Origin of the sequence: Salinimonas lutimaris (assembly GCF_005222225.1) — a bacterium.
Taxonomy (GTDB): Bacteria; Pseudomonadota; Gammaproteobacteria; order Enterobacterales; family Alteromonadaceae; genus Alteromonas; species Alteromonas lutimaris.
In genome coordinates this window covers 193,923-207,500 of the sequence record NZ_CP036536.1, presented here as the reverse complement: position 1 = coordinate 207,500, position 13,578 = coordinate 193,923, and the positions used below count along the sequence as shown (strand labels likewise).

Annotated in this window: 7 protein-coding genes and 4 rRNA genes (1 of these 11 cut by a window edge); 1 reads left to right on the top strand and 10 read right to left on the bottom strand. The window is 50.0% G+C overall.

Features of this window, described 5'->3' with window-relative positions; genetic code table 11:
• The 5 genes from EZV72_RS00895 to EZV72_RS00875 all read right to left on the bottom strand — a co-directional run.
• Positions 1-439: ribosomal RNA gene (locus EZV72_RS00895) — 16S ribosomal RNA — on the bottom strand; it reaches 1,097 nt to the left of the window's first position.
• Between the two features lie 266 nt (positions 440-705).
• Positions 706-821, bottom strand: a 5S ribosomal RNA gene (rrf, locus tag EZV72_RS00890).
• A 139-nt stretch (positions 822-960) separates the two neighbouring features.
• Positions 961-3,837 (bottom strand): 23S ribosomal RNA (locus EZV72_RS00885).
• Positions 3,838-4,137: 300 nt separating this feature from the next.
• Positions 4,138-5,672 (bottom strand): 16S ribosomal RNA (locus EZV72_RS00880).
• The 16S, 23S and 5S rRNA genes sit together here, the layout of an rRNA operon.
• 557 nt (positions 5,673-6,229) lie before the next feature.
• Positions 6,230-6,832 carry a LysE/ArgO family amino acid transporter gene (locus tag EZV72_RS00875; RefSeq protein WP_137165474.1) on the bottom strand — a complete coding sequence of 201 codons (603 nt, stop codon included), beginning with the start codon at positions 6,830-6,832 and terminating at the stop codon, positions 6,230-6,232.
• Between the two features lie 91 nt (positions 6,833-6,923).
• Between EZV72_RS00875 and EZV72_RS00870 the strand changes: the two genes are divergently transcribed.
• Complete coding sequence (locus EZV72_RS00870) at positions 6,924-7,811, top strand: ArgP/LysG family DNA-binding transcriptional regulator (RefSeq protein ID WP_137165473.1); 888 nt, start codon at positions 6,924-6,926, stop codon at positions 7,809-7,811.
• Here the strand turns inward: EZV72_RS00870 and EZV72_RS00865 are convergent, their stop codons facing one another.
• From EZV72_RS00865 to recG, 5 genes are all read right to left on the bottom strand, one after another.
• Positions 7,812-8,990: a BaiN/RdsA family NAD(P)/FAD-dependent oxidoreductase gene (locus EZV72_RS00865; protein ID WP_137165472.1), complete on the bottom strand. Its 1,179-nt coding sequence runs from the start codon at positions 8,988-8,990 to the stop codon at positions 7,812-7,814.
• A gap of 100 nt (positions 8,991-9,090) precedes the next feature.
• On the bottom strand, positions 9,091-9,777 hold the full coding sequence (locus tag EZV72_RS00860; RefSeq protein ID WP_137165471.1) for a helix-turn-helix transcriptional regulator: 687 nt from the start codon (positions 9,775-9,777) through the stop codon (positions 9,091-9,093).
• A 259-nt stretch (positions 9,778-10,036) separates the two neighbouring features.
• Entirely contained in the window at positions 10,037-10,510 is a 474-nt protein-coding gene (locus EZV72_RS00855) for a peroxiredoxin (protein ID WP_137165470.1), read from the bottom strand.
• A gap of 19 nt (positions 10,511-10,529) precedes the next feature.
• Positions 10,530-11,294, bottom strand: a complete 765-nt coding sequence (locus tag EZV72_RS00850; protein WP_137165469.1) for a class I SAM-dependent methyltransferase — start codon at positions 11,292-11,294, stop codon at positions 10,530-10,532.
• On the bottom strand, positions 11,281-13,353 hold the full coding sequence (recG, locus tag EZV72_RS00845) for an ATP-dependent DNA helicase RecG (protein WP_137165468.1): 2,073 nt from the start codon (positions 13,351-13,353) through the stop codon (positions 11,281-11,283). The genes EZV72_RS00850 and recG overlap by 14 nt, the downstream gene beginning before the upstream one ends.
• Positions 13,354-13,578 lie beyond the last annotated feature (225 nt).

Here is a 13,578-nt window from a genome sequence, read left to right as displayed (position 1 = left end):
CACTGAAAGTGCTTTACAACCCGAAGGCCTTCTTCACACACGCGGCATGGCTGGATCAGGGTTGCCCCCATTGTCCAATATTCCCCACTGCTGCCTCCCGTAGGAGTCTGGGCCGTGTCTCAGTCCCAGTGTGGCTGATCTTCCTCTCAGAACAGCTAGAGATCGTTGCCTTGGTAAGCCTTTACCTTACCAACTAGCTAATCTCACTTGGGCCTCTCTAAGCGCGGGAGCTAAAAGCCCCCTTTGGTTCCGAAGAACATTATGCGGTATTAGCCACCGTTTCCAGTGGTTATCCCCCTCGCCAAGGCAAGTTCCCAAGCATTACTCACCCGTCCGCCGCTCGTCAGCGATGTGCAAGCACATCCTGTTACCGCTCGACTTGCATGTGTTAGGCCTGCCGCCAGCGTTCAATCTGAGCCATGATCAAACTCTTCAATTAAAATCGAAAAACTATATATGAATCGTCGGTTGACACTCTTAACGAGTGCCCACACAGATTGTCTTGTTATACATTGTTAAAGAACATTGGCGTTGCCTGTCTCAGGCTTCGCCTGCTTCGTTTCTCCCCGAAGCGGGATGCGCATTCTACGCTTTTTGTTGTCAGCGTCAACACTTTTTTGAAATTAATTTCTACAAAATGTTGGGCTTTCACTTAATGGCAAAAAAGGGCCATCCTTTCGGATAGCCCTTCTCTGTCAAATAGGAGTCTGGCGGTGTGCTACTCTCACATGGGGAAACCCCACACTACCATCGCCGCTAATACGTTTCACTTCTGAGTTCGGAATGGGATCAGGTGGGACCGTATCGCTATGGCCGCCAGACAAAAACTGGTGGTTACCGATGTGTCATCGATAACATACAATCTGGAAAAAACTGATATTCAATCAAAACTGAGTAACACTACTCTATATGCTTAGCTTGTCACTACAACCTTCACAGCCTGCGGCCGCTTTGGGTTGTATGGTTAAGCCTTTCGGGCAATTAGTACAGGTTAGCTTAACGCCTTACAACGCTTCCACACCCTGCCTATCAACGTCGTCGTCTACAACAACCCTTCCAGACCTTAAAGGTCAGGGATGACTCATCTCTGGGCCGGCTTCCCGCTTAGATGCTTTCAGCGGTTATCCGTTCCGAACGTAGCTACCGGGCAATGCGATTGGCATCACAACCCGAACACCAGCGGTTCGTCCACTCCGGTCCTCTCGTACTAGGAGCAGCTCCCATCAATCATCCAACGCCCACACCAGATAGGGACCGAACTGTCTCACGACGTTCTAAACCCAGCTCGCGTACCACTTTAAATGGCGAACAGCCATACCCTTGGGACCGACTTCAGCCCCAGGATGTGATGAGCCGACATCGAGGTGCCAAACACCGCCGTCGATATGAACTCTTGGGCGGTATCAGCCTGTTATCCCCGGAGTACCTTTTATCCGTTGAGCGATGGCCCTTCCATACAGAACCACCGGATCACTATGACCTACTTTCGTACCTGCTCGACGTGTCTGTCTCGCAGTTAAGCTAGCTTATGCCATTGCACTAACCTCACGATGTCCGACCGTGATTAGCTAACCTTCGTGCTCCTCCGTTACTATTTGGGAGGAGACCGCCCCAGTCAAACTACCCACCAGACACTGTCCTCATCCCCGATAAAGGGACTAAGTTAGAACATCAAACATACCAGGGTGGTATTTCAAGGTCGGCTCCGTATGAACTGGCGTCCATACTTCAAAGCCTCCCACCTATCCTACACAAGTAGGTTCAATGTTCAGTGCCAAGCTGTAGTAAAGGTTCACGGGGTCTTTCCGTCTAGGTGCGGGTACACAGCATCTTCACTGCGATTTCAATTTCACTGAGTCTCGGGTGGAGACAGCGTGGCCATGGTTACACCATTCGTGCAGGTCGGAACTTACCCGACAAGGAATTTCGCTACCTTAGGACCGTTATAGTTACGGCCGCCGTTTACCGGGGCTTCGATCAAGAACTTCGCTTACGCTAATCCCATCAATTAACCTTCCGGCACCGGGCAGGTGTCACACCCTATACGTCCTCTTTCGAGTTTGCAGAGTGCTGTGTTTTTAATAAACAGTCCCAGCCACCTGGTCACTGCGACCCCCAAAAGCTTACTGCGTAAAGCATTCACCTTCAGGGGCGTACCTTCTCCCGAAGTTACGGTACTATTTTGCCGAGTTCCTTCACCCGAGTTCTCTCAAGCGCCTTAGTATTCTCTACCTGACCACCTGTGTCGGTTTGGGGTACGGTTCATATAATCATAAGTTTAGAAGCTTTTCCTGGAAGCAGGGCATCAACAACTTCACTCCCTTGGGAGCTCGTCTCGTGTCTCGACCTTGAAGAACCGGATTTTCCTGATTCTTCAGCCTACTCACTTTCACCTGGACTACCAACGCCAGGCTTGCTTAGCCTTCTCCGTCCCTCCATCACTGATTATACAAGTACGGGAATATTAACCCGTTTCCCATCGACTACGCATTTCTGCCTCGCCTTAGGGGCCGACTTACCCTGCCCTGATTAGCATGGGACAGGAAACCTTGGTCTTCCGGCGTGCGGGTTTTTCACCCGCATTATCGTTACTCATGTCAGCATTCGCACTTGTGATATGTCCAGCAAACCTTACAGTTCACCTTCATCCACTTACACAACGCTCCCCTACCCAGCAAGTAAACTTGCTGCCGCAGCTTCGGTATATTGCTTAGCCCCGTTACATCTTCCGCGCAGGCCGACTCGACTAGTGAGCTATTACGCTTTCTTTAAAGGGTGGCTGCTTCTAAGCCAACCTCCTAGCTGTCTATGCCTTCCCACATCGTTTCCCACTTAGCAATATTTAGGGACCTTAGCTGGCGGTCTGGGTTGTTTCCCTCTCCACGACGGACGTTAGCACCCGCCGTGTGTCTCCCGGATAGTTCTCATTGGTATTCGGAGTTTGCAAAGGGTTGGTAAGTCGGGATGACCCCCTAGCCTTAACAGTGCTCTACCCCCAATGGAATTCGTCCGAGGCTCTACCTAAATAGATTTCGGGGAGAACCAGCTATCTCCCGGTTTGATTGGCCTTTCACCCCCAGCCACAAGTCATCCCCTGACTTTTCAACGTCAGTGGGTTCGGTCCTCCAGTTGATGTTACTCAACCTTCAACCTGCTCATGGCTAGATCACCGGGTTTCGGGTCTATACCTGGCAACTCAACGCGCAGTTAACACTCGCTTTCGCTACGGCTCCGTTATTCACTTAACCTTGCTACCAAATATAAGTCGCTGACCCATTATACAAAAGGTACGCAGTCACCACACGAAGTGGCTCCCACTGCTTGTACGTATACGGTTTCAGGTTCTATTTCACTCCCCTCACAGGGGTTCTTTTCGCCTTTCCCTCACGGTACTGGTTCACTATCGGTCAGTTAGGAGTATTTAGCCTTGGAGGATGGTCCCCCCATTTTCAGTCAAGATAACACGTGTCCCGACCTACTCGATTTCACATTTAATTCGTCTTCGTGTACGGGGCTGTCACCCGGTATCGCGCCACTTCCCAGAGGCTTCCACTAACTTATAAAATGCTTAAGGGCTGCTCCCCGTTCGCTCGCCGCTACTAGGGGAATCTCGGTTGATTTCTTTTCCTAAGGGTACTTAGATGTTTCAGTTCCCCTCGTTTGCCTCGTTACACTATGTATTCATGTAACGATACCTGTAAACAGGTGGGTTTCCCCATTCGGACATCTGTGGCTCAAATGCATTTTGTCGGCTCACCACAGCTTTTCGCAGACTTACACGTCCTTCATCGCCTCTAACTGCCAAGGCATCCACCGTATACGCTTTGTCACTTAACCATACAACCCAAAACAGCCTTTTGACTTCTGTTTTGTCGGTGACTTAACACCTGTTATATGATGACAAGCTAATCGTGAATATCCTTGTTATCAATCAAATCGATAACAAGTAATTCGAATCAGATAGAGTAGCTTTTGAAAGAACATCTTTCGATATTCTCAGTTACTCAATTTTGATTGATTACTAATATCAGCTTTCCAAATTGTTAAAGAACAAGATTTGCTCTGCGTCTTAAAAAAGACACATAACAAAACAATCTGTGTGAACACTACGCTAAGAATGTCAGTCGATTCTTTTGGTAAGGAGGTGATCCAACCGCAGGTTCCCCTACGGTTACCTTGTTACGACTTCACCCCAGTCATGAAACACAAAGTGGTAATCGTTCTCCCGAAGGTTAAACTAACTACTTCTTTTGCATCCCACTCCCATGGTGTGACGGGCGGTGTGTACAAGGCCCGGGAACGTATTCACCGCAGTATTCTGACCTGCGATTACTAGCGATTCCGACTTCACGGAGTCGAGTTGCAGACTCCGATCCGGACTACGATATTCTTTAAGGGGTCCGCTCCACATCGCTGTCTCGCTTCCCTCTGTAAATACCATTGTAGCACGTGTGTAGCCCTACACGTAAGGGCCATGATGACTTGACGTCGTCCCCACCTTCCTCCGGTTTGTCACCGGCAGTCTCCTTAGAGTGCCCAACTAAATGCTGGCAACTAAGGACAAGGGTTGCGCTCGTTGCGGGACTTAACCCAACATCTCACGACACGAGCTGACGACAGCCATGCAGCACCTGTGTCAGAGTTCCCGAAGGCACCAATCCATCTCTGGAAAGTTCTCTGCATGTCAAGTGTAGGTAAGGTTCTTCGCGTTGCATCGAATTAAACCACATGCTCCACCGCTTGTGCGGGCCCCCGTCAATTCATTTGAGTTTTAACCTTGCGGCCGTACTCCCCAGGCGGTCTACTTATCGCGTTAGCTTCGCTACTCACAACTTAAAGTCGCAAACAGCTAGTAGACAGCGTTTACGGTGTGGACTACCAGGGTATCTAATCCTGTTCGCTACCCACACTTTCGCACATGAGCGTCAGTCTTTGGCCAGGGAGTCGCCTTCGCCACTGATGTTCCTCCAGATATCTACGCATTTCACCGCTACACCTGGAATTCCACTCCCCTCTCCAAGACTCTAGTCTGCCAGTTCTAAATGACCGTCCCAGGTTGAGCCCGGGGCTTTCACATCTAGCTTAACAAACCGCCTGCGTGCGCTTTACGCCCAGTAATTCCGATTAACGCTTGCACCCTCCGTATTACCGCGGCTGCTGGCACGGAGTTAGCCGGTGCTTCTTCTGTGGGTAACGTCAATCCAAGCAGGTATTAACTACTTGGCCTTCCTCCCCACTGAAAGTGCTTTACAACCCGAAGGCCTTCTTCACACACGCGGCATGGCTGGATCAGGGTTGCCCCCATTGTCCAATATTCCCCACTGCTGCCTCCCGTAGGAGTCTGGGCCGTGTCTCAGTCCCAGTGTGGCTGATCTTCCTCTCAGAACAGCTAGAGATCGTTGCCTTGGTAAGCCTTTACCTTACCAACTAGCTAATCTCACTTGGGCCTCTCTAAGCGCGGGAGCCTAAGCCCCCTTTGGTTCCGAAGAACATTATGCGGTATTAGCCACCGTTTCCAGTGGTTATCCCCCTCGCCAAGGCAAGTTCCCAAGCATTACTCACCCGTCCGCCGCTCGTCAGCGATGTGCAAGCACATCCTGTTACCGCTCGACTTGCATGTGTTAGGCCTGCCGCCAGCGTTCAATCTGAGCCATGATCAAACTCTTCAATTAAAATCGAAAAACTATATATGAATCGTCGGTTGACACTCTTAACGAGTGCCCACACAGATTGTCTTGTTATACATTGTTAAAGAACGTTAGCGCTGCCTGTCTCAGGCTTCGCCTGCTTCGTTTCTCCCCGAAGCGGGATGCGCATTCTACGCAATTCGTTTTCAGTGTCAATCACTTTTTGAAATTAATTTATTTCGCAGTGACTGTGAAAACGGCTTACCTGATTTGCCCGAAAGCCTTACCTGATAAGCGCTTCGCCGCTGTTGCCCGTTGGCCTGTCCCGTCGAAGTGATGCGCATAGTACGCTTATTCTGAAATTGATCAAGCACTATTTTGAAGAAAATGACATTTTGATGACTGAATGGTTGCTAACTGTTCGATCCGAACAGTTTTTGAGTAATAACGCCCGTTTTTCGGGGTGGATCTGGCATACAGCATCTATATAAAGTTGGGATCAGGATCCCGATCCCTGCTGTAAAATGTCTTTTATACCGGCTTTACCTACATCCGGCATCCAAAAACAAGAAAATGATGGCCTGCTGTCGCAGGCCATCATTTTATAAAGAAGCTAACTGTACACCTACGGCACCAAGCACCACAGCATTAAGTCGGTTGAACCAACGCCAGAATTTAGGGCGCTCCATCCAACGGGCACATAAAGAGGTTAAACGACTCAAACTGACAAACCAGACCACGGATGCGCAAATAGCGCCGGTGACGAACCACCATTTGTCGGTTTGCCACTGGCTGGCCAGATTTCCCATCAATAACACTGTGTCCAGATAAAAGTGAGGGTTTAGCCAGGTCACCGCGATCGCAGTGAACATTGCCCGCTTAAAGCTGACGGGTGCTTTTGCCATTGCCACAATATTTGCATCATCAGCCATTGATGCGCGTAACTTATTAAAGGCAAACCATAACAGGAATACCACACCTGCCCATTTAGTAACTGATATTAGCAGCGGAAATTCCTGCAATAAAAGACCGAAGCCCATAGCCCCCAGACTGATAGAGATGGCGTCACTGACAATAAACAATGCAACGAACAAACCCACCCACTGCTTTTTAAGCGACTGCTCTATTAAAAAGCTGTTTTGCGCTCCGATTGCGATAATCAGGGTTCCTCCCATTAAGAACCCTGTTGCTGCTGCTAAGATCATATCTGCCTCTGAATGTATAAGATGGCTTGATCTTACTTAGCACTTGGTAATAAATTAAATTAATCATATTAAGGCTCAATTAATTTATTTAATGCTAGATTACCGTGCTCTTCATTGTTTAAGCGAAGTTATTCGATTCGGCAGTTTTGAACGTGGTGCCCAGGCACTGAATCTTACCCAGTCGGCAGTATCACAAAAAATCAAACGTCTGGAGAATAATGTCTCCGGCCCGGTGCTCATCAGAACCAAGCCCCTGAGAGCCACGCCGCTGGGGGAGCAGCTACTGGCACATTTTCAGAAGATCAGTGTGCTGGAAGAACAGCTTTACTCCCGCACCGGGTTAAAAGAAGAGTATGCACCGATCAGTGTTGCTGTAAATAATGATGTATTGGCAACCTGGTTTAGTGATGTGATGTCACGTTTTGCTCTGACTCATCCTAATCCGGTGCATATCTATAATGCTGATCAGTCGCAAACCCGCAGTGTGCTACAGCAAGGCAAAGTCATGGGGTGTATCAGTCAGACCGGAACGCCAGTGGCGGGCGGGCAATCTGTACGACTGGGAACAATGGATTATCAGCTTTATGCCTCTCCGGAGTTCATCCACCGGTATTTTCAAGAAGGGATTAGCGTGGAAGGCGTGTTGCAGGTGCCCGGTTTACTTTATGATGAGTTTGATGTGGCCCTGCTCAGTGATTATCAAAGCGAATGTTTAGGTATTACACCTTATGTTAACCATTGCCACTGGTACCCTTCTTCCCATGGCTTTGTGCGAATGACAACAGCAGGAGTAGCCTGTTCGCTTTTACCGACCTTACAGGTTCGCCATGAAGTCGCAGCCGGACAGCTAGTTGCACTGTTCCCGGATAAGCACTTAAAGGTGCCACTATTCTGGCACTGGTTTGAACTGGAGTCTGATGCCCTGGCCGCATTTACCAGAGCAGTGAAAGTTATCAGCCGGGTGCAGTTAAGTCGTTAGTTACACATACTGCGCAGCCACCCAGGCTGAACTCCAGGCCCACTGGAAATTGTAGCCGCCCAGCCAGCCGGTAACATCAACAACCTCACCGATAAAATACAGGCCTTTTACATCCCGAGCTTCCATGGTTTTGGAGGATAGCGCGTTGGTATCTACCCCGCCCAGCGTCACCTCCGCTGTACGATACCCTTCTGTGCCTGATGGTCTGACTTTCCATGCGTGTAGGGTATCAGCCACATTCGACAGTTGTTTCTCGTTAAGTTGCTTAAGCGGCATGTTATCAAAACTGAGCACCTCGATAAGTGTCTCAGCCAGTCTTTTGGCAAATCGTGTGGCCAGGTAATTTTTGAGTGTCTGATTAGGCTGGTTTTGCCGGGCCTGCTGGATATCTGCATGCAGATCCTCTTCCGGCGACAAATCCAGCTCTACGTCCTGCCCCTCCCAGAAAGACGAAATCTGCAAGATCGCCGGGCCCGACAAGCCCCGGTGAGTAATCAGCATATCTTCAAGAAAGCTGGTGTTAACACATCCTGCTCTGACCTTTTGCGATACGCCCGAGATTTCTGCCAGGGGTGTCTTCAGTTCGGGGGGCAGCGTAAACGGTACCAGGCCGGCCCGGGTCGGCAACACAGCCAGACCAAACTGCTCAGCAATTTTATATCCAAATGGCGTAGCGCCGAGTTTGGGCATACTAAGCCCACCTGTTGCAATGACCAGAGACTCACACTGGTATTGCCCCAGACTGGTGTTAACAATATACCCGTCATCCAGCTTTTCAATAGCGGTGATTTCACAACGGGTTGTGACAGTCACCCCGCCCTTTTTACACTCGCTCATTAACAGACTGACAATGTCGGATGCGCTGTCATCACAAAATAGCTGTCCGAGTGTTTTCTCGTGATACGGAATTCTGTAGTCGTTGACCAGACCAATGAAATCCCATTGGGTATAGCGGCTTAACGCAGATTTGCAAAAATGAGGGTTCTCAGACAGGAAGTTTTCCGGTGCGGCATACATATTGGTGAAATTACACCGGCCGCCGCCAGACATCAGAATTTTGCGGCCTACCTTTTTGGCATGATCCAGCACCTCTACCGAACGGCCTCGCTGGCCGGCCTGCGCAGCACAAAATAATCCGGCTGCACCTGCACCGATAACAATAACATCACGCTGAATCACACTTATACCCCTGACTGATTAGAGGGGCTGATTATACGCATTTGTGGAAGGACAGGAAATGACCGGTGAGGTAATTACCTCACCGAATCACAATTGACTATCAGAATTGCTCGCTCATATAGTTTTGCGACCAGGACAATAACTCAATCCGGTTGCGCGACTGCGTTTTTCTGAAAATACTGTAGATGTGGGTTTTCACCGTGTTCACACTGATGTGAAGCTGATCGGCAATCTCCTGATTCTGCGAGCCCTTAGATACCAGTTCGATGATCGTAATCTCGCGCTTGGTTAGCTTGGGATGCACATCAGGCAATACTTTCGCACGCCCACGAGTTGATGATGCAGAAGACTTACGGGCATACTGGCGCATGCGTCGTAATGCTTCGTTGATTGAACCCCGCTTAAACCACACGTCCATTTTACTCAAACGACGTACGCCTTTAAGCAGTAGCTCCGGAGAATCAGACGCGTAAAACGTGCCCTCTATTCCCGCTATGATCGCTTCGCATTCATCAAGCTCACCCGGCTGAAGATTAAACAAAATCCAACGGGCGTTACCTTCACGCTCGTAAAAATCAGCCAGTTTGTTATTGCTGCTGGCAGCATCATAAAAAACCAGATCCTGGTTAGATGTTACCGGTAGCGCCTGAGCACTGCCAACTTCAGTGACGTCATAGCCACAGGTTTGCAGTAAATTTTTGAATAAAACTACATTTGGATCCTGTTTGGCATCTGAATAACAGGACTGCGAAACAAGAAATACATTGAACTTCTGGCCCTTTGCCATTAGTACAACCCTCCTTGGCCCAGCGAAATAAAGAGAACGTCACTCTATCCTGAATGACTCGAATGCGCACTGGACAACGGTTAAACAATACGTGAAGTAATGCGTGGTCTTCACCGCCTTTTTCTTGTTGTTATAGTTGTAGATACTACCAAACCCAACTTTTGGATACAGCCAAAAAACATTAAATTTCGCTCAACTGCAACAAATGTATGATAAGTAGAAGAAATTTAAATCAGAAAGATAAAAAAAAAGCCTGTATTTACAGGCTGTCGAGCATAGTCTGGGCATCGCTGACCACAAATCGCCCGGGATCCTCGATGTTGATCCGGGTCACTACGCCGTCTTCCACCAACATCGAATAACGTACAGATCGTACGCCACCAAAGTCGCCGGTATCCATATCCAGACCGATGGTTTTCGTAAAGGTTCCGTTACCGTCCGCCAGCATGGTGATCGCTTCAGCATTCTGTGATTTTTTCCAGGCATCCAACACAAACGCATCATTAACCGAGACACACATGATCTCATCAATCCCTTTTTCTTTTAGTTTGTCGGCCAGTACGACATAGCCGGGCAAATGTGCTGCCGAACAGGTTGGTGTAAAGGCACCGGGCACAGCAAATAACACCACTTTTTTGTCTCCGAAAAGGGCATTCGTATGCGGATTGGTCATTTCACCATCCTGCAGGATACCAAAGGACACCTCAGGCAACGGGCTTCCTACACTTATCATCACATTCTCCTTATAATTATCAGGCCAGATAAACATCAAAACGATGTTTTTTGCTGGTTATGGCCATGCTCGCCGGCTGTTCAGCCAGTGTGGGGGCGCTGTTGGGGCGCTTCACCACCACTCGCTTTAATGCCAGTTTTCTGGCCGGAGCTAACAAAGCATCTGCATCGGGATCCTCTCCCAGCAAACTCTGAAAGACTTTCATTTCCTTCTTTACTAAAGCAGATTTTTTGCGATGTGGAAACATAGGATCCAAATAAATCGCATCCGGTCTGGTGGCCGGCCAGTCTGCCAATACCTCAATACTGTTACCGTGGATGAGGGTAAAACGCGTCGCCAGTTCTGGCTCCTGTGCAGCCAGACGGGTCAGGCCATCATCCAGTAACGCTGCCACCACAACTGAACGCTCCACCATGGTGACAACACACCCTAATGCTGCCAGAACAAACGCATCGCGTCCCAGACCCGGGGTGGCATCCACTACCGAAGGGATATGCTCCCCCTTGATTCCAATGGCTTTGGCTATCGGCTCTTTACGCCCGCCGCCATGCTGGCGTCGATACTGAATAGCGCCGTCCATAAAGTCCACAAACACGCCCTGCTGTCTGGGTTCCCGAAAATCTTTCAGGTTGAGCCGACCGTCGGTTACCTGCAGCGCCAGTGCTTCTGGCTGGTCCGTGACCACATTAAACGACCACTTTTGGGCAATGCGGTGTGCCTGAGCACAATCATCGTCACTGGCCGCACCGGCAATAAATACCGGTACAATATCAGGCGTGTCCATATTGTTCCTTATAGCCAATCCAGCGGTTTATGATTGCCTGAGCATGGCTGGGATACTCCTGCCATAACCGCTCAGCAATATCCTGAACCTGTGGAATTAGTTGGGCATCGCGAATTAAATCTGCAATGCGAAGTTCTGCTACGCCAGTCTGTCGCGTACCCATCAATTCACCGGGCCCCCGAATTTCCAGGTCCCGCTGGGCAATATAAAAACCATCGCTGGACTCGCGTAATACTCCCAGTCGCTGCGTGGCGGTCTTTGACAGCGGGCTTTGGTAAAGCAGTACACACTGGCTTTCCACCGCGCCCCGGCCCACGCGGCCCCGTAGCTGGTGTAGCTGGGCCAGGCCCAGTCGTTCCGGGTTTTCTATAATCATAATACTGGCATTAGGCACATCCACGCCCACTTCAATCACTGTGGTGGCAACCAGCAAATCCAGTTCACCCTGCTTAAACTGTTGCATCACATCGGCTTTTTCAGCCGCTTTCAAACGGCCATGGACCAGCCCGACTTTCAGTTCAGGTAATGCCGTGCGCAGGGTCACAGCCGCATCTTCTGCGGCCTGACACTGCAACACCTCTGACTCATCAATCAGGGTACAGACCCAGTATGCCTGCCGGCCATGAGTTTTACAGGCATCATACACTCTGGCTATGACATCATCGCGGCGGGTATCGGGAATCACCACTGTTGTCACCGGCGAACGTCCCGGAGGCAGTTCATCAATGACTGAGGTGTCCAGGTCAGCATAGGCTGTCATCGCCAGGGTTCGTGGAATGGGGGTGGCGGTCATGATCAACTGATGGGGAAAACGTCCCTGCACCTCGCCTTTTTCGCGCAGGGCCAGACGTTGATGCACACCAAAACGGTGCTGTTCATCCACAATGACCAGTGCCAGTTGCTGATAATGCACATTTTCCTGGAAAATCGCATGCGTGCCGACCAGCATCTGTATATTGCCGCTGACCAACTCTTCGAGAACCTGTTGGCGGGCTTTACCCTTAAGCTTACCGGCCAGCCAGCCCACTTCAATGCCCAGCGGCGAAAGCCAGTCGCGAAAATTATTGGCATGCTGTTCAGCCAGCAATTCTGTGGGAGCCATCAAGGCCACCTGATGGCCAGCACCTATCGCGGATAAGGCGGCCAGGGCAGCCACCAGGGTTTTTCCTGAGCCAACATCACCCTGAACCAGTCGCATCATTGGGCGGCTGCGCTGCATGTCTTTTTGAATGTCGGCCACAACGCGCTGCTGTGCACCAGTAGGCTCAAAGGGAAGCTGCTCCAGCAGTTGCCCGGTCAGCTCATGGTTGACTGTGATTGCGATGCCCGGTTGCTCGTCGGTGAGCTGACGTACTTTTAACACACTTAAATGATGGGCCAGAAGCTCTTCAAGAATCAGCCGCTGCTGTGACGGATGTCGCCCTTCCTCAAGTAAGGTCAGACCGGCATCGGGCGGTGGCCGGTGTACCAGATGCAGCGCGTCCTTGAGCGAAACCTGCTGGCTGTACATGCCATCGGGTAATAGATCGGCCAGCGCCCCTTTGTCCAGCATGACCAGCGCCTGTTCGGTCATGTTCCGCAGGGTTAACTGCTTAACGCCCTCGGTGGTGGGATAAACCGGGGTCAGAGTTGGCTCTGTCTCTTCAGTGTCTTCATCGATAAGCTTAAATTCGGGATGCATCATTTCCAGGCCGAATTTGCCGGTTCTGATTTCTCCAAAACACTGAACCTGGTTGCCCGGGGTGAGCATGGTGCGCTGCACCGCGCCAAAGTGAAAAAAGCGCAGGGTAATAGTACCGGTACCATCGCTGACCTTAACAACCAGCATACGTTTTTTACCATACTGGATATCTGCTGATTTGACCTCACCCTGAATACTGACATGGGAAAACGGCCGGCAGGCATCAATCGCATAAATACGGGTGCGATCTTCATAGCGTGAAGGCAGGTGAAATAAAATATCCTGAATGGTATTTAAGCCAATCTTGGCAAGTTTCTCAGCCACCTTGGCCCCAACGCCTTTAAGCGCCGTAACCGGTGTATGAGCCAAAGACTCCATAATATGACAAAAAGCCCTGTCTGTTACTGTAGTTAGCGAGTGTAAGATAAACCGGCACTGATGGCGAGAAACCTCATAAAAATCCGCTCAAAGCCTGATCTTTTGACCTGTTTTTCAACAAATCCTGCTAGTGCGCCCGAATCTGACTCCCCCCATCCTTATTCGCCACAATAGCGCCGGTATCATCGACTGCCGGATAGACCAGTTTCTTTTTTAATACAGATG